The organism is Neobacillus camarae, from assembly GCF_054950115.1.
The window spans coordinates 652,104-673,879 of the sequence record NZ_JBUCKX010000001.1; the positions used below are offsets into that span (position 1 = coordinate 652,104).

General features: G+C 41.4%; 20 protein-coding genes. 16 read left to right on the forward strand and 4 right to left on the reverse strand.

Annotated features, from left to right (window positions below; translation table 11 throughout):
• The first annotated feature begins 39 nt into the window (after nucleotides 1-39).
• On the forward strand, nucleotides 40-1,179 hold the full coding sequence (locus tag ACY8D0_RS03160; protein ID WP_462409034.1) for a sensor histidine kinase: 1,140 nt from the start codon (nucleotides 40-42) through the stop codon (nucleotides 1,177-1,179).
• Nucleotides 1,176-1,775 carry a response regulator gene (locus ACY8D0_RS03165; RefSeq protein ID WP_462409035.1) on the forward strand — a complete coding sequence of 200 codons (600 nt, stop codon included), beginning with the start codon at nucleotides 1,176-1,178 and terminating at the stop codon, nucleotides 1,773-1,775. Before ACY8D0_RS03160 ends, ACY8D0_RS03165 begins: the two co-directional genes overlap by 4 nt.
• Nucleotides 1,776-1,843: 68 nt before the next feature.
• Here the strand turns inward: ACY8D0_RS03165 and ACY8D0_RS03170 are convergent, their stop codons facing one another.
• The gene (locus ACY8D0_RS03170; protein ID WP_462409036.1) at nucleotides 1,844-2,698 is read right to left on the reverse strand and encodes an alpha/beta fold hydrolase; all 855 of its coding nucleotides are present in this window, start codon (nucleotides 2,696-2,698) and stop codon (nucleotides 1,844-1,846) included.
• Between the two features lie 181 nt (nucleotides 2,699-2,879).
• Between ACY8D0_RS03170 and ACY8D0_RS03175 the strand changes: the two genes are divergently transcribed.
• The 10 genes from ACY8D0_RS03175 (at nucleotide 2,880) to ACY8D0_RS03220 (ending at nucleotide 16,536) form a co-directional block, all read left to right on the forward strand.
• Nucleotides 2,880-3,074: an IDEAL domain-containing protein gene (locus tag ACY8D0_RS03175; protein ID WP_462409037.1), complete on the forward strand. Its 195-nt coding sequence runs from the start codon at nucleotides 2,880-2,882 to the stop codon at nucleotides 3,072-3,074.
• 156 nt (nucleotides 3,075-3,230) lie between these two features.
• Nucleotides 3,231-4,007 carry a nucleotidyltransferase domain-containing protein gene (locus tag ACY8D0_RS03180; RefSeq protein ID WP_462409038.1) on the forward strand — a complete coding sequence of 259 codons (777 nt, stop codon included), beginning with the start codon at nucleotides 3,231-3,233 and terminating at the stop codon, nucleotides 4,005-4,007.
• Nucleotides 4,008-4,479: 472 nt separating this feature from the next.
• On the forward strand, nucleotides 4,480-5,058 hold the full coding sequence (locus tag ACY8D0_RS03185; protein WP_462409039.1) for a hypothetical protein: 579 nt from the start codon (nucleotides 4,480-4,482) through the stop codon (nucleotides 5,056-5,058).
• A 100-nt stretch (nucleotides 5,059-5,158) separates the two neighbouring features.
• A complete protein-coding gene (locus ACY8D0_RS03190) occupies nucleotides 5,159-5,608 on the forward strand; it encodes an SRPBCC family protein (RefSeq protein ID WP_462409040.1) in 450 nt (149 codons plus the stop codon).
• Nucleotides 5,609-5,787: 179 nt separating this feature from the next.
• Nucleotides 5,788-6,933, forward strand: coding sequence for a cadherin-like beta sandwich domain-containing protein (locus tag ACY8D0_RS03195; protein ID WP_462409041.1), 1,146 nt, complete (start codon nucleotides 5,788-5,790; stop codon nucleotides 6,931-6,933).
• Between the two features lie 147 nt (nucleotides 6,934-7,080).
• Nucleotides 7,081-9,843: a phosphoenolpyruvate carboxylase gene (ppc, locus tag ACY8D0_RS03200; protein WP_462409042.1), complete on the forward strand. Its 2,763-nt coding sequence runs from the start codon at nucleotides 7,081-7,083 to the stop codon at nucleotides 9,841-9,843.
• A gap of 232 nt (nucleotides 9,844-10,075) precedes the next feature.
• A complete protein-coding gene (gene adhE, locus ACY8D0_RS03205) occupies nucleotides 10,076-12,673 on the forward strand; it encodes a bifunctional acetaldehyde-CoA/alcohol dehydrogenase (protein ID WP_462409043.1) in 2,598 nt (865 codons plus the stop codon).
• A gap of 335 nt (nucleotides 12,674-13,008) precedes the next feature.
• Entirely contained in the window at nucleotides 13,009-14,637 is a 1,629-nt protein-coding gene (locus ACY8D0_RS03210; protein WP_462409044.1) for a long-chain-fatty-acid--CoA ligase, read from the forward strand.
• Between the two features lie 88 nt (nucleotides 14,638-14,725).
• Nucleotides 14,726-15,454, forward strand: a complete 729-nt coding sequence (locus tag ACY8D0_RS03215) for a polyhydroxyalkanoate biosynthesis repressor PhaR (protein ID WP_462409045.1) — start codon at nucleotides 14,726-14,728, stop codon at nucleotides 15,452-15,454.
• A gap of 14 nt (nucleotides 15,455-15,468) precedes the next feature.
• Complete coding sequence (locus ACY8D0_RS03220) at nucleotides 15,469-16,536, forward strand: alpha/beta fold hydrolase (protein WP_462409046.1); 1,068 nt, start codon at nucleotides 15,469-15,471, stop codon at nucleotides 16,534-16,536.
• 222 nt (nucleotides 16,537-16,758) lie between these two features.
• On the opposite strand, the gene ACY8D0_RS03225 is transcribed toward ACY8D0_RS03220, so the two are convergent.
• Entirely contained in the window at nucleotides 16,759-17,535 is a 777-nt protein-coding gene (locus ACY8D0_RS03225; RefSeq protein WP_462409047.1) for an alpha/beta fold hydrolase, read from the reverse strand.
• 143 nt (nucleotides 17,536-17,678) lie between these two features.
• Between ACY8D0_RS03225 and phaQ the strand changes: the two genes are divergently transcribed.
• The 4 genes from phaQ (at nucleotide 17,679) to ACY8D0_RS03245 (ending at nucleotide 19,374) form a co-directional block, all read left to right on the forward strand.
• Nucleotides 17,679-18,116 carry a poly-beta-hydroxybutyrate-responsive repressor gene (gene phaQ / locus ACY8D0_RS03230; protein WP_462409048.1) on the forward strand — a complete coding sequence of 146 codons (438 nt, stop codon included), beginning with the start codon at nucleotides 17,679-17,681 and terminating at the stop codon, nucleotides 18,114-18,116.
• A complete protein-coding gene (locus ACY8D0_RS03235) occupies nucleotides 18,097-18,696 on the forward strand; it encodes a hypothetical protein (RefSeq protein ID WP_462409049.1) in 600 nt (199 codons plus the stop codon). Before phaQ ends, ACY8D0_RS03235 begins: the two co-directional genes overlap by 20 nt.
• Before the next feature lie 381 nt (nucleotides 18,697-19,077).
• A complete protein-coding gene (locus ACY8D0_RS03240) occupies nucleotides 19,078-19,173 on the forward strand; it encodes a YjcZ family sporulation protein (protein ID WP_462409050.1) in 96 nt (31 codons plus the stop codon).
• A gap of 30 nt (nucleotides 19,174-19,203) precedes the next feature.
• A complete protein-coding gene (locus ACY8D0_RS03245; RefSeq protein WP_462409051.1) occupies nucleotides 19,204-19,374 on the forward strand; it encodes a hypothetical protein in 171 nt (56 codons plus the stop codon).
• Nucleotides 19,375-19,518: 144 nt separating this feature from the next.
• Here the strand turns inward: ACY8D0_RS03245 and ACY8D0_RS03250 are convergent, their stop codons facing one another.
• Nucleotides 19,519-21,201, reverse strand: coding sequence for an AAA family ATPase (locus tag ACY8D0_RS03250; protein WP_462409052.1), 1,683 nt, complete (start codon nucleotides 21,199-21,201; stop codon nucleotides 19,519-19,521).
• Nucleotides 21,202-21,352: 151 nt separating this feature from the next.
• Nucleotides 21,353-21,613 (reverse strand): hypothetical protein, encoded by a 261-nt coding sequence (locus tag ACY8D0_RS03255; RefSeq protein ID WP_462409053.1) that lies wholly within the window; start codon nucleotides 21,611-21,613, stop codon nucleotides 21,353-21,355.
• Nucleotides 21,614-21,776 lie beyond the last annotated feature (163 nt).

Sequence of the window (21,776 nt, forward strand, 5' to 3'; positions counted from 1 at the left end):
TAAGATGGGGTAGAATAGTTTATCCAAAAGGAGCCGTTCATGATTAAAAAATATATGACATTTCAGAGAAGCAATGGAATAGCACCATATATCTGGACGATTCTTTGTATTCTGCCTTTTTACTTTATCTTCCAGGCACCATCTACCGCCCACATTGTGGTCGGGATTTTATTGACTTTATCATTCTTTATCCTTTACCGGATTGCATTCCTATCAAAAGGATGGCTGGTATATGTATGGACGTTAATCTTGATTGCCATTTCGATTACAGCCACCAGTTTGTTCAATTATGTTTATTTTGTATTTTTTCTTGCTTATTTTTTAGGTAACATTAAAGACAGGATTCCATTCCTTACTTTATATTTCATTCACTTGGTCAGCACCTCTGTTTCAATTAATTACAGCATCGTGATGCAGGAGGAACTTTTTTTAAAGCAATTGCCATTCGTTATAATCGTTTGGATCAGTGCGATTTTACTGCCTTTTAGCATCCATAATCGCAAGGAAAGAGACCAGCTGGAGGAAAAGCTGGAGGATGCAAATAAGCGTATTTCCGAATTGGTGAAGTTGGAAGAGCGGCAGCGGATTGCCCGTGATCTTCATGACACACTCGGTCAAAAACTGTCGATGATTGGGTTAAAATCAGATTTAGCCAGAAAATTAATCACAAAAGATCCCGAACAGGCACGAAATGAACTGAAAGAGGTTCAACAAACGGCACGGACCGCATTAAGTGAAGTCAGAAAGATGGTTTCATCGATGAGGGGAATCCGGCTTAAAGAAGAGCTTCAGCGAATCAAAGAAATTTTACATGCGGCCCAGATTGACTTGGAACTAAAAGGAGACTTTACTTTACCAAATGCTTCTTTATTTATCGAAAATATCCTGAGCATGTGCTTAAAAGAGGCAGTTAACAATGTAGTTAAGCATAGCGGAGCAAAGAACTGCTTAATCTCCATTGATCATAGCGACCAGGGGATTGAATTGTCAATCCGGGATAATGGCAGATTCAAAGGGTCAGGCCACCAGCAGACGGACGGGCATGGACTGATTGGCATGAAGGAACGGCTCGAATTTATTAATGGCAGCTTAGATATTATCACAACCAAAGGAACTTCTTTAATCATAAAGGTCCCCAATGTTTTAAAAGCGCGGCATAATCAGGAGGAAATAGGATGATTAGAATCGTTATTGCGGAAGATCAGAAAATGCTGTTAGGTGCTTTCGGGTCATTGCTCAATTTAGAAGACGATATGGAAGTGGTTGGAAAGGCGGAGAACGGGGAGCAAGCTGTCGCTTTAGTTAAGAAATATCAGCCCGATGTGTGCATCATGGATATTGAGATGCCTGGAAAAAGCGGCCTTGAAGCTGCGGAAGAGCTGAAGGAATGTGGCTGTAAAGTCATTATATTGACAACATTTGCGCGATCAGGTTATTTTCAACGGGCTGTAAAGGCCGGAGTAAGTGGTTACTTGTTAAAGGACAGTCCCAGTGAAGAATTGGCTGCATCGATTAGAAGTGTCATGGCAGGAAGGCGTATTTATGCGCCGGAATTAATGGATGATGTATATGCAGAGGAAAACCCGCTAACCGACAGGGAAAAGGAAGTTCTGGAACTTGTCGCTGATGGCAAAAATACCAAGGAAATTGCTGATCAATTAAAAATTAAAGCCGGCACGGTTCGGAACTATATTTCCATTATCCTTGACAAATTAGAAGTAAAGAACAGAATCGAGGCGATTACCCAGTCAAAAGAAAAAGGCTGGTTTAAATGAGATTTGTATGTTCAAAAACGGAACGGTTGAAGCTAAAAGCAGAGTCACCGTTCCGTTTTGCTATCTTATTAATCTTTTCCTGCTAACAAAGGTTTTGGAGAACTGATAAAGCTTTTTATAAACTCGTATACCTCAAATGGACGTTCTTCGGGCAAGGCATGCCCTGTTTCTTTAATCACAATCAGTTCAGAATTGACCAAATCACGGTTCAGTTTTTCTCCCACTTCCAGCGGCATTGATTTATCATGGTCCCCCCAAATTAACAAGCAAGGGGTATGAATTTGCTTAAGGATTTCAGGTGGTAAATCCCCTTCACGGTCGCGAATCATTCTGGTAAGAGCGATAAAAATTTCATCCTGTAGAAATGGTTGCAAGTATCCGTTTATCATTTCTTCATTGATGAGCGAATGGTTATACAGGGCAGATTGCAGATTCTTTTTTACTCCGGTCCTGGCAAACCAGTACTTAACAAACCGATGAAAGAATGGCAGATAGCTCGTAAGAATGAGTGGCAATTTGGACCGCTTTAAATAGGCCGAGCTGCAGAGCAAAATCGCTTTGTCCGCCAACTCCTGACGTAAATGCAGGATATTCAGGACAATTTGTCCCCCCATCGAATGGCCGATAAAAATCATTTTTTTCAATCCAAATGATTCGATTAGCTGAATGACGGTTTCTGCCAAATTTCTGTATGAATAAACATACCGGTTGCATTTCGCACTTTTGCCAAATGGGGGAAGGTCAACTGATAACACCTGATAATCCCTCTTTAATAATGATATTAAGTGGCGGTACGTAAACGTGGAAGAAAGAAAACCATGCAATAAAATGAAGGTTTGATCAGTGGACGGGTTTGGGTAAAATTCATAATAAACTTCTATGTTATTGACTGACTTATGCCCGGATAGTAAATTGTTTTCCATCAATCCTTCCTCCTGATTTGTTATGTGATATACAGATGTCATTAATGTTCCCTAAGGATTTTGCTTTACAACCCTTTTGGTATTTAAAAGCGGCAAAAAAATTTATATTTTTTCAAATAAAATGTTTGAATTTTTCGAAAACTAACTGTATAATGATAAAAAGGTCAAGGAGTTGATTTCCATGGATAAGAAATTGCTTAATTCACCACAACATTCGGATGAAGGTACTGATTCTTTTGTTGCTGAGATGTTCCTCAAAAATGCCCTGGTTGAGTTTAAAAGGGAGAAAATCCGCAAGGAAATCGACCAAACATTGCAAGAGGGAAACAAAGAATTGTTTCTCAAATTGACGGAAGAATTAAAGAAGATTTGCTAACTTATTCCTATTACCGCTAACTCTAAGAAGAAGCCCTGTCCGAAAAGGACAGGGCTTCTTGGCCGTAAAAATAGTTTGTTAATCGAATCGTGGGCTTGCCTGTATCGGCGAGTAATCAGAAAAAACGGGCATGCTATCGTTATTGGAGAGATGTATATGCGTGAAGTGATTATAAATGAACTGCGTCGATTAGAGGAGCAAAAAGAAGTAAAAATATGCTACGCGGTTGAATCCGGGAGCAGGGCGTGGGGATATCCTTCAAGAAACAGTGATTACGATGTCCGGTTTATCTATGTTCACAAACCGGCCTGGTATTTATCAATTGAAGAGCAAAGAGAGGTAATCGAACGGCCCACAAGTGAATCTCTTGATATGAGCGGGTGGGAGTTACGGAAGGCACTAAGATTGTTTAATAAGTCCAATCCTTCCCTTATGGAATGGCTCAATACTGATATCGTTTATTACCAAGCCTCCTCTCTGGCAGCGAAAATGAAAGACATGCAGCCGAAACTTTTTTTTCCACAGGCCTCCTTGTTCCATTACTTAAACATGGCAAAGGGAAATTATCGAAAAGGACTTCAAGGGGAAGAGGCAAACATAAAGTTATATTTAAATATAATCAGGCCAATTTTGGCAGGGAAATGGATTGCCACTCATCACTCCGCGCCGCCTGTATGCTTTCAAAAGCTGGTCGACGACTTGATGGAGAATGGGCGGATAAAGCTTCAAATTCAATTATTACTCCAAGAAAAAATGAAAGGGCATAAAATGGTCCAAAGGGAACATGTAAATGCTTTGGATGAATTTTTCCCAATCGCTATTGGCCAATTACAGCAAAGCAACGACTCTTTAATGAAGCCGAGAAAGGACCATGACTATACCCCGGAACTCAATCAATTATTTAGACAAGCACTGCAAGAAATGTGGCCCTGAAGTAAATGCCAAATAAGAACCATCTTTTGATGGTTCTTATTTGGGAATAATACGTAAATTTCCCCCAACTATTAATCTAATGCATAGGGTCTATTAAACCATAATGTTGATTTTTTAACTCTGTTGACTAGAGCAGATTAGCTCGACTCCTGTGGGAGCACGGGGCTGGGGAGACCCAGCAGGAGCTTCCAGCGCCCGAGGAGGCTCCCCGGCACGCCTGCAGGTTTGCTGAGCTTCTTTCGCTGCATCAACAGCCATATTTATCTGACCCAGTGCATAAGTAATTATTTTATAATTGAAGAGTAGAAGATTTGATAAAAGATTGCATTAAAAAATAATAAGCCTTAGGTCTTAGAAGAAGTTCATTCTCCAGATTGTTCCACATTTAACGAAATGGATTATGATTATGGTAGAGGGAAATGCGTGAAAACTTTTATCCTGATGGAAAAGGTGGACCTAGGAGGCTATTAAAATGCATAAAAAAGTATATGTCCTTTTAACAGATACCGGAACCGTATTCACCAAAATTATTAAGTTATATACCAAGGAACCATATAATCACGCTTCTTTAGTCCTGGATCAACAGTTTGATTTAGTGTATAGTTTTGGCCGGAAGAATCCCAACAACCCTCTCTTTGCAGGCTTTGTAAAAGAAAATTTGCGAGGCAGCCCGTTTAGGAATGCCGATTGTGCGATTTATTGCTTAAGCTTGACAGAAATGCAGTTTCATAAAATGATGAGTAGAATCAGGGAGTTTGAGGAACAAAAAAATAAATACAGGTATAACCTTCTTGGTTTGATTGCGGTGATGCTGAACGTTGAATTGAATCGTAAAAATGCCTATTTTTGTTCCCATTTTGTGGCTTCCATTTTAGACGAAACAGGGGTCATAGTCAAACAACACAAGCCGCTTTCATTAGTAACCCCGCATGATATTAAGGACTGTCCTTCCTTGGAATTAATCTTTGAAGGAAAGTTGTCCACCTACTTCCATGATTGTCAACAGCCTTTTTTACCGGAATACGATTCCTGCCCAGTTCAAGTTTTCTGAGAATACTTCTATAAATCAATGCTTCATCATATACCTTTAATGAAGAGGCTGACCCCACAAGAGTCATCCTTTTTTACTTCTTATGGGAAAGAGGGAAGCTATGCCAAGCGGAATGCATCAGGTAGAAATCAACGTGCCGATTAATGTTATATGGAATTTCGTGAAAGATATGGATAATTGGGCCCCGCTCGTTCCGAATTATATCACACACGAAAAAATAACAGATCGTACGTCCACATGGGAATTTAAGAGTGATATCGGAATTTTGAAAAAGAAAATCAGTTTATTGATAGATATAAAAGAGTGGGTCGAACCGACCAAGGTTTATTTTACCTTAAAGGGCCAAAGCGAAAAATATTCCGGAGAAGGTTACTTTCAAGCAAATGCAATCAATCCTGTAAAGACAAAATTAACTGGCTATTTGGAAGTTAACGTCAATGGAAAGCTCGGTTCAGCGGTAAATTCCAAATTGGAATCTGTTTTGCCGGAAGCGGTTGAGGAGATGTCAAATGCCATTTCGTCCAAGTTGGTTGAATTAATAAATAAATAGCTTCCCTTGCATGCAGGGGATGACCCAATGAGCAGGTGTCGAAATGTCTCTTTCACTTGCGGTGTCATCCTCCTTTTTTATTTTTAGGGGCTTTTTGAAATTAAGAAAAAATTAAGCATTGGGTGGTATCGTTTGTTTAAAATCTGTTATCCCAAGGATAGCAACAGGAGGCTGGAGAAATGTTTAGCAAAATAGAGAAAAAAGGAGTGACTTTCCTTCTCACTGTGACGCTGCTTAGTATGGGGCCTTTTTCATCCATACCGGCCGTACATGCAGAAAGTGTTTCTCAAACAGTAGCGAGTCAATCAGCCGATACTCTTTCCGCTATGAAAATAGCGGGCATTGATCTTGATAAGGAATTTTCGCCGAGTGTGAAAGAATATTCTGCTGTCGTGGCCAATCAAGTTAGCTCTATCAATCTACTTGTGGAAGGTACAAGCCCTAATGCAAAAATAACGATTAATGGGAAAGAGGCCCTTAGTGGGACAGCTGAAGATTACCAGCTTAATACAGGCCAAAATATTTTTACAATCATAGTGAATGATGGCCCCGCTTATCAGCTGACCGTAACAAGACAAGGCAGTACAAACAACCTGCTGAAAAATATCGAACTTTCCACTGGGGTGCTGTCACCAAGCTTTTCACAGGAAACAACCAATTATTCCGTACAAGTCGATAACCAATACTCTGCCATTACAGTTAATCCGACAACAGTGGAATCACCAGCGACTGTTAAGGTAAATGGGAATGCAGTACCGGAGGGCGGCATGCCGGTCAGCCTTCCAGTTGGGACATCCACTATATCTATCGTTGTAACTGCTGAAAATGGAGCGCAGAAGACCTATACGTTATCCGTTACAAGAGCATCGGCAAGCACTGGTAATGCATCCGCGGCAAATGAAAAGTCCAGCACCACGAGCACAGACTTGAGCGGAATTGCAAGAACTGGCGCAATATCTGCCTCGGGTTTCTCACAAATGTCTGGGGCTGTATCCAGTGCAAACCAAATTGCCGGGACTCAGGGAACCTCTACTGTAACGGAGAAGGTCAGTAATGCTAAATTATCCAGTTTGTCCGTCTCAGAAGGTACATGGGATAGTGAGTTTTCCTCAGACGAGTATACCTACCATATCAGTGTGTCCAACGATGTGAATACTGTCACCATCACACCTAATGCGGTATACAGTAGTTCTTCCATCGTAATTGAAGGCGGTACAAGTCAAACGATCCAACTTAACGAAAACAAAAAGACGGTGATATCTGTTGTAGTTAACTACAGTGATGATGACCGGAAAACCTATGTCTTGGTATTTGATAAAAATTAATACTTCCGTGAAAACAACCCGCTTGAGCGGGTTGTTTTCATATCCACTTTATGGAATAAAACTTTTTCTTTAAAAAAAAGTCAATTTTATGTTATATTAATATTTAAAAATTTATAGAATTTTTTGTACAAAAGGGAAGGTGAAAGAATGGCAGCAGAAACAGTTACAAATGACAGCAGTCTTCCATTGCGCCGGGATGTGAAGCTTTTAGGAAAAATGCTAGGGGAAATTTTGATTAATCATGGCGGTACTGAGTTATTTGAACGGGTCGAGAAAATCCGGCTCATGTGCAAGTCACTTAGGACCCATTTCGATGAGGAAATATATTCGGCATTAAAGGAAGAAATTACAACGCTCACCCCTCCATTAAGGGAGCAAGTGATTCGGGCGTTTTCCATGTATTTTCATTTAATCAATGCTGCCGAGCAGAATCATCGGATCCGGCGGCGCAGGCAATACCATCTTCAAGCGGATACCGTCGTACAACCGGGCTCGATTGAAAGCGCCATTTTATCTTTGAGGGAAAACCATTTGTCTGAAGAAACCATTCAGCAGGTACTGAATACTTTGTCACTGGAGCTGGTCATTACAGCTCATCCAACTGAAGCAACCAAACGGTCGATTCTTGAGATTCAAAAACGGATTGCCGATATTCTTAAAAATCTTGATCACCCGTTGCTTTCAAGAAGAGAAAGGAAAAAGCTAGAGGACGCATTGTTTAATGAAGTGGCGATTCTTTGGCAGACAGATGAACTGCGCCAGAATAAGCCTAAGGTCATGGATGAAGTCAGAAATGGATTGTATTATTTTGACGAGACCCTTTTTGACGTCCTTCCGGAGGTACATCAGGAAGTGTTTGAATGTCTGGAGAAAAATTATCCCGATACCGCATGGAATGTGCCTAACTTTTTAAGCTTTGGGTCATGGATTGGCGGTGACCGGGATGGAAATCCGAATGTTACCCATGAGGTAACTTGGGAGACTTTGGGCAGGCAGCGGCGGCTTGTTCTTAAGAAATATAAACAAGTATTGGTTGAATTGATGAAAAGGTACAGTCATTCGATGACAAGAATTGGTGTCAGCGAAGAACTGTTAGCGTTTCTTGAGGAAAAAGAAGACCTGTTTTTAACGCCTGATAAAAAATGGCCCAATCAAACAGAGATATACCGCCGGGCATTTGCCATTATCATTCAACGGATTGAGCAAGTGGGGAAAACTGCCATTGGCTATCAATCGGCAGAGGAATTATTAGAAGACCTTTCTGTGATCAAACGAAGCTTAAAAGGACATCATCCGTCCGCGCATGAATTAAAGATTATCCAAAAATTGATTCGTCAAGTTCAATTGTTTGGCTTCCATTTGGCGACACTTGATATACGGAACCATAGCGGGGAGCACGAGGCGGCAATAAGTGAAATCCTAAGAAAAGTGGGAATGACAAATAATTATGCGGCTCTTTCTGAAACCGAAAAAACCGGCATTTTGGTAAACATTTTGTCAGATCCACGTCCATTGCTGCTATTGCACGAAGACTATTCTCCCGAAACGCAGGAAATGATTAAAGTCTTCCAAACAATCAAAAGAGCCCATGAAGAATTCGGGAAACGATCAATTTCCGTCTATCTTGTGAGCATGACGAAGTCGCCGAGTGATTTGCTAGAGGTTCTGGTTTTGGCAAAGGAATCAGGGCTATACCGGCTGCATGTGGATGGGACTCTGGAAAGTCATCTGCATGTTGCCCCGCTTTTAGAAACAATCGAGGATTTGACATCCGGACCGAAAATTATGGAGACGCTGTTTAATATGCCTGTCTACCGCCAGCATTTAAAAATAATGGGTGACCAGCAGGAAATCATGCTTGGCTATTCAGACGGAAGCAAAGACGGCGGGACATTAACAGCAAACTGGAAACTTTATAATGCCCAAATTGAAATTCATGATTTGGCCAAACAATATGGAATTGGTTTGAAATTCTTCCATGGCCGAGGCGGTTCCTTTGGCCGGGGCGGCGGGCCATTAAATAAAAGTATTTTGTCCCAGCCAGTTGAAACGATTGGCGACGGGGTGAAAATCACTGAACAAGGTGAAGTATTATCCGCAAGGTATTTACTTGAGGATATTGCTTATCGTAGTTTAGAACAGGCGACATCCACGCTGATTTTAACCGCCGCTCATGTTTCGAACGAAGGAGAGTCGAAGCAGCTTAGAGAACGAACATGGGAAGAGGCCATGGAGCAAATATCAGCAGCGGCATTGGCAAAATACCAATCCTTAGTCTTCCATGACCCGGACTTTCTAACATATTTCCAACAGGCTACCCCATTACAGGAGCTGGGGGAATTAAATATTGGTTCAAGACCGATGAAACGCAAAAATAGGAATCGCTTTGAAGATTTACGGGCTATTCCATGGGTATTTGCCTGGACACAAAGCCGCCAGCTGCTTCCCGGCTGGTATGCGGCCGGAACCGGATTGGAAGGCTTTGCGTCACAAAGCGGGCAAAATTTAAAATTGCTTCAACAAATGTATGAAAAATGGCCGTTTTTCCAAGCAACCATTGATAACCTGCAAATGGCCCTCATGAAAGCCGACATTACCACGGCCAGTGAATATGTGACTCTTGTGGAGGATCAAGCGATTGCTAATCGGATTTTTACAAATATATTAGAAGAGTATGAACGTACCAAAGCCGTATTGCTGCAAATTACCGGTGATACGGAATTACTGGATCACACTCCGAACATTAAGGATTCAGTTTACAGAAGGAATCCATACGTTGACCCGCTAAACTTTTTACAAGTGGAGTTAATTAAGCAATTTAGAAACCAAGAAGGGTTGGATCAGGCAACGTTAACAGAAGTTTTGTTAACCATTAGCGGAATTTCCGCAGGACTTCGTAATACGGGCTGATTCTAGACGCCATAAACTCTTACAATGGAGATTATGGCGTTTTTTTCATTTAGAAGGTATGTGGGAACAGAAGATTTTGAAATTTTTATGAACATTTGATAAATGAATGGCTATTCATTCATTTTTACGCAAAATTCGACAAATTCTACTAAAATCCCATGTTATAGTTCTATCCAAGGGCGGGCAGGAAATTGCTTGGTGCAACTCTGAACAATTAAAGGAGGGATGGAAAGTGGTAATAAAAGAAAAGGCGATTCGCGATAACCAGGAAATCTTCGAGATGATTGACAGACTTGCCACAAATGGTTCTAGAGCATTGGAGGAATTCCGTTGTTATGATCAGTTTAGGACAGATGAAATTGTAAAACAAATGGCACTTAAGGCATTGGAACATCATAAGGATCTGGCGAAACTGGCGGTAGAGGAAACACAACGCGGAGTGTATGAGGATAAGATTTTTAAAAACATGTTCGCTACAGAAAATATTTATAACAATATACGGAATATGAAAACAGCCGGAGTCATCCGGGAAGATGAAAATGAAGGATTCATTGAGATAGCGGAACCAGTCGGGGTGATTGCCGGCATTATTCCAATAACCAATCCAACCTCAACGGTAATCTTTAAATCCTTAATTTCTTTAAAAACCAGAAATCCAATCATCTTTGCGTTTCCGCGCCATGCGCAAAAATGCTGTACCGCTGCAGCAGAGCTGCTCCGTGATGCAGCCGTAAAAGCGGGGGCCCCCGAGCACTCGATCCAGTGGATTGAAACCCCCTCACATGAGGCGTTTCAACTATTAATGAAACATCCTAAAGTATCGCTGATTTTGGCAACCGGCGGGCCAAATCTGGTGAAGGCTGCGTATAGTTCAGGCAAACCCGCACTGGGTGTTGGTGCAGGCAATGTCCCTTGCTATATCGAGAAAACGGCCAATATCAAACGTGCCGTAAATGATTTGATTCTTTCCAAGACTTTCGATAACGGTATGATCTGTGCTTCGGAGCAAGCGTTAATTATGGATCAGGAAATTTATCATGAAGTCAGAAAGGAATTAATCGTCAATCATTGCTATTTTCTAAATGAACAAGAGAAGCAAATGGTGGAACGGGTGGCGATTGACCCAAGATATCATGCTCTTAGCCCGATGATAGTCGGCCTTTCTGCTTATCAAATTGCAAAAATGGCGGGATTCAATGTACCGGTAAATACGAAAATTTTGATTGCCGAGTTAAATGGTGTCGGACCGGATTTCCCGCTATCATGTGAAAAATTAAGTCCAATCTTGGCATGCTACAAGGTTGATAGTTTTGCAAAAGGATTGATGATTGCAGAGCAAACACTCGAATATGGCGGACTTGGACACTCGGCAGTCATCCATACATCCAATCAGGCTGCCATTAATGCTTTTTCAATGCGGATGAAAGCAGGCCGAATTATTGTCAATACCCCATCAACACACGGGGCAATCGGCGATATTTACAATACATCCTTACCATCCTTAACGATAGGATGCGGTACTTACGGAGGGAACTCGGTGTCACAAAATGTCGGGGCAGCCAATTTAATCAATATTAAAAAAGTGGCAAAAAGAAGAAACATGACACAATGGTTTAAGGTTCCATCACAAATCTTCTTTGAGAAAAATTCTATTCAAACACTTGCGTCCATTCCAGGTATTTCCCGTGTCTTCATTGTTACAAGCGGTAGCAGCCTGAAGTACGGTTATGTCGACAAAGTCCTATATTATTTGAAAAAGAATTCCGCGGTGATCCAAACTGAAATTTATTCATCTGTTGAAAAGGAGCCGTCCATAGAAACGGTAAAGGCAGGCGCCGGACAAATGGCCAAGTTTCATCCGGATTTAATTATTGCCCTTGGGGGCGGCTCTGTTATCGATGCCGCAAAGGCAATGTGGCTGTTTTATGAACATCCGGAAACAGAGTTTGATAGCCTTACACAAAAGTTCTTTGACCCGGCGAAGCGGGTGGTGACATTTCCGGCACTTAGAAATAAGGCAAAGATGCTCGCTATTCCCACTACATCTGGCACAGGTTCAGAGGTAACCTCCTTTTCGGTCATTTCAAATAATCAGGAAAATATCAAATATCCGTTGGCGGATAGCCAGCTAACACCAGACATCGCGATCATCGATTCACAATTTGTCATGTCAGTCCCTAAAACCGTCACGGCAGACACAGGCATGGATGTGTTAACCCATGCGATTGAAGCGTATGTTTCGGTACTCGCCAATGACTATACCGACGGGCTGGCGTTAAAGGCTATCCAGATGGTCTTTACCTATTTACCGCGGGCCTTTCACGATGGGACGGATGAACAGGCACGTGGAAAAATGCATAATGCTTCGGCAATCGCCGGAATGGCATTTGCCAATTCTTTTCTCGGCATTAACCACAGCTTGGCTCACGTTCTTGGTGCCGAATTTAATATACCACACGGACGGGCAAACGCCATCTTGCTCCCGCATGTGATTCGCTTTAATGCCCAAAAGCCGAACAAAATAATGACATTCCCTAAATACGAGTCATTTATTGCCGACGAACGGTATGCGGAAATCGCCAGGATGCTTGGTCTGCCCGCACAAACGGTTGAGGAAGGAGTAGATAGCCTAATTGAAGCAGTAAGCAATCTCACAAGAGAGTTGGAAATGCCAACAAGCATTTATGAAGCAGGTGTGAACCGGCACGAGTTTGAAACAAAGGTGGCGGAACTGGCGGAACGGGCTTTTAATGACCAGGATACTATTGCGAATCCAAAAATGCCACTGGTCAGGGAATTAGAAGATTTGTTCCGTAAGGCCTGCCAATAAACCATGAACTGGAAAGAAAGATAAAATCATCTAAAAGACTATTAAATATCTTATTGACTAGATCCGGCTAGGATGGCAAATACCGAATATTTTGTGAACAGGCAGGAAAAAGGCTCGAAGAATACATCTAATGATAGGGATTTTTGTTGACTCGTGTCGAATTATCAACAAACGCGGGTTAAATGAAGTGAAAAACGGCAATTCCTGTCGAAAGTGGCTCGTTTACAAAACCCTCTTTTAAAACAATAATTTAATTGGTAACAGCAACTTCCAGGTTTGTATAGAGTAGGTATCTGATCTCTGTTTGGCTGGAGGAAATCAAGGAGGGGAAAAGTGTGGTGTACCAGAAGAAACCATGGCTAAAGTTTTATGACCCTAGAATTAGTGAGCACGTATCAATTGAGTATGATTCTTTGTTTGATCTTTTAAGGCAGGCTGCCAATATTCATGGTGATCATCCTGCACTTACTTTTTATGGAAGGTCTTGGAGCTATAAAGAAACCAAGATGCTCTCTGAATGGCTGGCGGCTTCACTTTACCGTATTGGATTCCAAAAAGGTGACCGGCTAGCTATCATGCTGCCAAACTGCCCCCAATATATTTTCAGTCTTTTTGCAGCCTTCCGATTAGGCGGTATTGCGGTTCAAGTCAATCCAATGTATGTGGAGCGGGAAATCGAATATGTGCTCAATGATTCGGAAGCAGAGTACATGGTGGTATTTGAAGCATTTTATCCAAGAGTTAAACAAGTTCAATCCAAAACTTCTTTAAAAAGAATCATTGTGGTCGGGTTTGGCGGAAACAAAATCCCGTTAAGCGAAGGGGACCTGTATTTTGAAGACTTTTTAACCTATGACAACGTGATCCCGGAACCCTCGATTAATATTGCTGAAGATGTAGCTCTACTGCAATATACTGGCGGAACAACAGGGGTATCCAAAGGAGTTATGCTAACTCATTACAATTTGCTTGCTAATATTATCCAAGTTTGTGATTTCACTTATAATGCTGTTGATGAGAAGCCAGAGAACTTTAAAATTATCAGCGTGCTGCCGATGTTTCATGTTTACGGCCTATCCTGCAATGCATTATCAGCCATTAGAATTGGATGCAATCAACTGATTCTGCCACGTTTTGAAGTAAACGAATTATTAGAGTTAATCAAACGCGAGAAACCTTTTCAATTAACGGCTGTTCCAACAATGATTTTTGCTCTCAACAGCCATCCGAAATTAGAAGAAAGCAATATTGGAGATATTTTCTATTTAAGCAGCGGTGGAGCCCCGCTTCCGGTTGAGCAGGTGAAAGTTTTTGAAAAAAGAGCAGGAATAAGATTGTCGGACGGATACGGGCTATCCGAGACAGCTCCGTCAGCCATTTCCACACCGCCGTTCCTTCCAAGAAAATTGGGAAGTGTCGGCATTCCTCTACCTGGAACAGAAGCTAGAATTGTTAAAGAAACGCCGGACGGATATGTAGATGTACCTGTGGGAGAAGCGGGTGAACTGATTTTAAGGGGCCCACAAGTCATGAAAGGCTACTGGAGACGTCCGGGAGATACGGAAATGGTGTTGAAGGATGGTTGGCTGTTCACGGGAGATATCGCAAAAATGGATGAAGATGGATATTTCTATATCTTGGACCGTAAAAAAGATATTATTATTGCCAGCGGTTACAACGTATACCCGCGTGAGGTAGAAGAGGTTTTATACCAGCATGAAGCTGTCGAAGAGGCAATTGTGATAGGGGTTCCCGATTCCTATAGAGGTGAAACAGTTAAGGCATATGTCAAATTGAAGCCAGGAATGGCGGCAATACCAGACGAGCTAATTAAATTTGCCAAATTAAACCTCGCTCCCTATAAGGTTCCCAAGGAAATTGAAATACTGGATGAACTACCTAAATCCTCAGTTGGAAAACTGTTAAGAAGAATGATGAGGATAGAAGAGGAAAGAGTTCATTAATTTAATCGTGATCATCAGTGAAACCGCCTGAATTCAGGTTTAGCAAGGCAGAACGTTAAGAAAGTCATGATGGCAAGGGGAGATTACATTGACAAATGAAAAGAATTATGACCCATTAGAAGTCTATAAACGGATTAGCGGAATATGGGAAAAACAGTTGAATGGATTGCTTTATAGGATGACTGATAACCGTGAAACAGTCCGGTTCATGAAGGCTGGTTTGGATGCCCATTCCCGATATATGGAGCTATTGCGCAAAAATCAGGAACTAATGGCAGGATTCCTCAATATTCCAACAAAAAAGGACGTCGCAAATGTTGCGAAGTTATCCGTTCAAGCGGAAGAAAAAATAGATCTTCTGGAAGAACAAATGTGGAACCTTCAGGACAGCTTAGGGAGCCTAAATCAAGAAAATGTTGAAATGGTGAAAGAGGTAGTAACTATTATTCAACAAATGAAGGATGAATTTCAACATGCAGTCAACCAAATAGCTGAAACTGAAAAAATAAAAACAGAGCTGCAGGAACTGAAGCAGGGGTTATTGGACATAAAAATCATTCAAGTTCATGTGCAAGAGATGCGGAAAGAATTTGATAGTCTTAAAAGTATCAAATCAGACCTAAAACAATTGAAAAACAACAAGGAACTAACGCAAATCCAAAGCGAAATAAGAGAGTTGAAAGAAGAGGCTGCCCAACTGTCAGATATTAAACTGGAACTGGCAGCCATGAAAAATTCTCTTCAAGGCGAACAGGTTAATACCGTGGAAATCGACAAGGAGCTGGCACTGTCATCTGCCGGAGCTTCCAAAGGATAATGGGGGGATAAAGAATGACTGCTAAAGCTTTTCGGACACCATTTATTCCATTACTTGATTTAGAGAAGGAAAACAAGAGGTGGAATCAAGTAGTAAAAATTATGACCGAGCCCAAACCGGATATCATTTCAACACCAGGACAAAGAATCTGGAAAAAAAATAAATCAACCTTGTGGTACCATCCGGCCAAGGAAAAGAAATACGACATTCCTGTTTTTATGGTTTATTCACTCTTAAATAAAGCCTATATATTGGATATTGGACCAGGCAGCAGTGTGGTTGGGGGATTGACAGAGCGGGGGTATGATGTTTACCTTCTTGATTGGGGCTCCCCTGGTTTAGAAGACAGTGACCTGACTCTTGATGTTTACATCATTGATTATTTAGAAGCCGCACTAAAGAGGGCGATTCGCCATTCAGGGCAAAAGGGCATCTCTTTACTTGGCTACTGCCTTGGCGGGACCATTTCAGCTATCCTTGCTTCCATTACTGACTTGCCCATCAAAAATTTAATATTGGCAGCTGTGCCCATTGATTTCAGTATCGGAATCGTTCCAGACAAGTGGCTCGAAGGGCTTCAAAATGGAGAAGTGGATTTTAACCGTTTTTCAGATGCATATGGAACGATACCATCGGAGTTCCTGTATTTGATGTTTAGAATGCTGTCGCCTGTTTATAATAGTCCGATGATTAACTTGGTTACCCGAGCGCATGATAACCAGTATGTTGAAAAGTGGCGGCGGATGGATAAATGGACGAAGGACACAGCTTCCTTTGCCGGTTCCGCCTTTAAGCAAATGTTTAGCGACTTGTACAAAGACAACAAATTATTGAAAGGTGAACTGGTCATTGCCGGGAGGAAGGTTGACCTTTCAAATATTCAATGCCCATTGTTCGTTTTCTCCTGCTCGCGCGACACGCTGGTTTTAGAGAAGCAAAGTTTGCCGGTGATGGACATGGTAGGGAGCTTGGATAAAACCTATGAAGTCTTTGAAGGTGGTCATGTTTCATTGGCATTAACAGGACAATTTGCTGAATTTGCCGACCATTGGCTTTATAATCGGTCACACGCGGAAGGATAAGTTAAAATGACGTGAAAAGCCGGGAAGGCTCGTGACTTCCCGGGTTTTTCTTTTGTTATGTTAAACAAATATTATTGATTTTTTAAAACTCAGTTGATTGGGGGGCGGATAAGCTCGGCTCCTGCTGGAGTAAGGGACCGTGGAGGCACCCTCCCTACACTCCCGCGGGTTTGCTGGGCTTCTTTTCACAGCAATCACAGCTATATAAAACAGCCTCTTCTTTTAAGCGGATACCTGCTGATTTAAAAAAGACCTTAATAAATGATTGAAATGATCCTTTGCCTCAAGTTTGGCAAGATGGCCTGCATTCCTCAAAATTACAAAGCTAGAATGTGGAATCTGTTTGTGCATGCAAGCCTGAATCCATACCGGTAATACAGAGTCATATTGTCCGCCGATGATTAATACAGGAACCTTTATTTTTTTTAATAAAGATATATTGTTAACTTCCAAACAGGACTTTAGGGAGTCAATGAAGATTTCCTTTTTGGGCTTAAACAACTGATTAAAATCGGTAACTGTTTCGGGATTCCAAGAGTAAAGAGCCATTCTGGCTAAATATTCGGTTTCTTTGCCGGCAGCTGTTACGGCTTCAAATTTTGCTTTCCTGTTTTCGAACAACAGCTTTTTAAATTTTTTTGGAAAAAAATGAAATGAACTTGCTAATACTAGAGAACGACAGCTAGAGGGTGACTGGCGGTAGATTTCCTGTGCGACGGCTCCACCCATTGACAGTCCTAGAATGTGGGCGTTTACAATTTGTAGTTCATTCAATAATTGAATGATGTCAGTGGCAAAATTTTGAATGGTAATTCCTTCGGTTTTGTTACATTCTCCATGCCCACGCAAATCAGGGATAATCAATTCATAGTGCTCAGACAATTCAAATTGATGCATCCAGCCTTCTTTTACTTCACCTAAACCATGGATTAACAATAATGGTTCTCCCTTTCCAAAATTTAGATAAGGGATTCCCTTCTTACTGATTTTTGCTATCATATGACACCACCTTTCCATTTTTATTAGTTTATAACCAAAGTGGCCAACTTGTAAATATTTAACATCAATAGTAAAATTTATTTATATGATTGACAGAATATGACTCATAGATGTAAACTACATATAGGTGAGGTGATAAAGATATGGTAAATGAAGACAACCAATCGGTTAATCCATCAAAAAATTTTGTCCTGCCATTTATTTTATTGCTTCTTAGCAGGGTTTCTCTTCATGGGTATGAACTTAGCCAAAAACTCGAATCCTTTGGCTTTAAAACCCTTGACCAGGGAAATTTGTACAGGATGTTAAGAAAACTGGAAAAAGATGAGCTGGTTTCATCGGAATGGGATACAACCGGAACGGGTCCTGCCAAAAGAAAGTACTTTATTACAACAGCCGGCATGAAATACTTAAAGGGGTATGCTAATCAACTAGAATCTTATCAATCTTTGCTTGATCAATTTTTTAACATGTATACCAGTGTTCTTGAGCTCTATATCCCTTCATTTCATAAGAAGGATTCAATAGAGAAAGTAAATAAAAGTAAAGGGAGGATTGAAGATGGCACAGAAGAAAACTGATACAGTCCCTGCTGCTGAAGAAAAAATAATTCCTGCAGTGGAAGAGGCTAGGAACGCAAGTACTTTTGTTAACACTTTATGGGATCAATACGAACTTACTCGCGAACGTGCAGAGAAACTCCGTGAAAACAGGGAAGAGGCTTATCTCAATGCGATAAGGGAAGTAGCCAAGTTTAACAAACAGTACAGAAAGACCGTTGTAACCCTATATCAGCAAACGAGAAAGACCAACAAAGAAATGGTCAACGAACTCGTGCAGCGACTCAATCGAGGCAAAGAAGAAGCACTAGACGAGGCTGCATCATTGAATAACCGTGAAGCTCTTAAGAATCAGCTGACAGAGATTTCCGGACAATTGGAGAAACTGGCTCTGACACCGATTAAATCCGTATTTCAAATTGCCGACCAAGTGGAAGAGAATGTAGAAAAAACAATCGCTTCTAATTTGGAATTTTCCCGCCAGCGCAGGAACGCATGGAAACAAGTAAGACAAGAGTATGTTAGCCTAGCCAGAGAGACACAATTAAATCTTCTCGAACGCGGAAAAAGCGGTGTAAAAGAGTTTGTAAAAACGAAATAAACAATTTTCAGCCAACCAGAATCAATACCATAAAATTGCAGCTTAGGAGTATGAACATCATTGAGAAGCCTAACATATGGAAAAAAACGATAAAAGCCACAAACTCTGTAATATGGGTTTGTGGTTTTTTTATTTTTATCTGTTAAACGATAATGTTGATTTTTTTAACTCTGTTGAATGGGGCAACAAGCTCCACTTCAGCGGGAGAAGGGGGATGCTGAGCTTCTTTCGCTGCAACCAACCGCCAAAATTAAACATAGCCTTTATTTCAGAAACGGGCTTAGCCAATTTCTGAAAAGCGCTGAATAGGGATAAATGTCTATTGCACATTAGCACATGGGTGAATAGGATATATTGAAATCTGAAAAGGAGGTATAGAATATGTCTGGTGCAGGAGGCGCATATGGCGCAGGATTTGCCCTGATTGTCGTTCTGTTTATTTTATTAATCATCGTTGGGGCGGCTTGGGTTTATTAATATCTTTTAAATACAAAAGGAGGTAATCATATGTTTGGATATGGCGGTTTTGGCGGCGGCTTTGGCGGTTATGGATATGGCGGCGGCTGTGGATTCGGTTATGGATATGGCGGCTTTGTACTAATTGTCGTATTATTTATCCTATTTATCCCGTCTCTTATAAAAATCTCCGAGCCCCCGAGAACTCTCTTCACCCTCTAGGGGCAGTCCCCGGAATAAAAATGCCCAGGAGTCCGGATAACCGGATCCTGGGCAGATGTCCTGGGGGTGGCCCCTGTATTACTGTTTAAGCAAAAATTAACTGGTCAGACTGTGATGTGTTCTCAATTCCGCGTACGATTTCCTCTACCTCGGAACCTTCGATTGTTTCCCTTTTTTTAATAAGATGTTTACTAATTTATGATAGACAGGCTGATGGTTCATGATTAAATTTTCAGCCCTTGCTAAAGCTGTTTCGAAAAGTTCCTGCATTTTTTCTTCTTTATCCTGTTTTTTAAAAGTTAATAAAAAATGATCTTCCAGCATGCCGATTTCAACCATGTGTTCAATGATCTGCTTTGCCTGTTGGACATCACCACTCACGCCGATGCTATGTTCACCAAGCACAACCCGTTCCGCCACACCTCCCGCTAAAATCATGGCAATCCGATCCAATAAATCACTGGTTGTGGATAGTTGCAACTCCTTTGGAATAGGGGCTACATATCCTAGTGCTTCACCACGCGGGATAATGGTTGCTTTCCGGACAGAACCCGGCTTTGTCAAAGATGCTACAAGGGCATGACCTGCTTCATGGATGGCAACCCGGCGCTTGGTTTCTTTGTCTGTTAGGGTACGGGACGAACTTCCTAATATGGTCCGGTCCAGTGCATAATCCAAGTCTTCCTTTTGAATCGTATCGTGCCCGTTTAAAACTGCTCGTCTGCTGGCTGATTCGAATAAGGAGTGAAGATCCGCGCCTGAAAGGCCCGATGTACTTTCAGCCAAACGATCGAGTGATGCCAGCACATCCGGTGACAATGCCTTGTTTTTGGTGTGAATTTCAATGATTTCCTGTCTTCCTTTTGTGTCCGGAAGTGGTACCTGAAAGGAAAAGTCAATCCGTCCCGGACGGAGAAAAGCATCATCGAGCATGTCTTTTCTGTTGGTGGCCGCAATAAATAGGATTCCTTCATTTGAAAAACCGCCATCTAGCTGTACCAAAAGTTCTGTTAAAGTTTTTTCTGCCTCTTCGCCGCCATGCGGTTTTCTTTTACCCGCTAGGGCATCCACTTCATCAATAAATATCACAGCTGGGCGCTGTTTTCTTGCAGCTTGGAATAAGGAGCGGATCCGGCTGGCGCCTACGCCAACAAATAATTCATTAAATGCAGATCCGCTGGCAGAAAAAAATGAAGCCTGCAATTCATGGGCAATCGCTTGGGCAAGCAAGGTCTTTCCAGTCCCTGGAGGACCATACAACAAAATGCCTTTTGGAGGTTTAATTCCCAATTTTTGCGCACGATCCGGTTCTTTAAGTGAAGATAGAGTCTGCAAAATTTCTTGTTTCATTTCCTCACCAAGTCCGCCCACATCATTTAGGCTGATAGCAGGAAGCGGCCTTGCTTGGCTGACGCTGCTTTTCATCGAACGAAGCCCAAAACCGCCCTTAGATTTTTGCAAAAAGAATGCGGAAACGGCGAGCAGCATTAAGACTCCTCCTATTACCCATTTGCCATAACGGCTGCTTGTAGAGTAGGAGTAATTAATATTGTAGTTTTCCACTAATTTGTCAATCATCTGGCTATTGGGCGGCACGTGGGAGCGATATTCCTTATCTCCAGCTGTTAGGAAAATCTGGCCATCCTGCTGTTCGGTCAGAGAAACTGTTTTTCCTTCCTGCTGTTGAATAATCTTTTCGACGCTTGAAAATGGAATCGTCTCATCGTTGCTTGTTGTTGTCATATACCAAGCTATGCCTGCAATAATAAATATAAACGCTGTGATAAGCGGTATTAATTTAATAACAGTTTTTTTGCTTTGATTCATTCAATGAGCCTCCTTATTACAGAGTACTCCTCCATTATAAAAGGATTCCCATTAAAATGGATATGGTAATCAGTGGGAGAAAACAAAGGGGGTGGCTCTCGAGTCGCTAAAAAACACTTACGTGCAGTGACAGTAAGTGTTTTTTCACGTTTTATGATAGCAGGCGAAGATGGGGGATGATGGGTGTTAAGACACTTTGGGCCAGAGTGCCGAAATCAACACCAATACTCGATTGCTTACTCCACTTAAATACATGAACCTTCGTGTCATTTCCTTCATACAAAAATAACAGCTGATTTCCTTGTTCAGCGATTCCAATATTCTTGTAGGGGACGTGATTTTGTTCTAGGACAATTTGAAATGCTCTTTGCATTAATTCTATGGTAGGTTTGTCAATTTTTGTAATGACCATATTGCCTCCAGATTATATTCAGTAGTCGGATCCTTCAATAATTATAATCTGTTTGGCTATCAGTTAAAAGAAATAATCATTTGCAGCCGCAGAAATATTGCAAAGTTTCCGTTTGCGAGATATGATTAAACTTATGGACAAAATGATTAATAAAGGTTTAGAA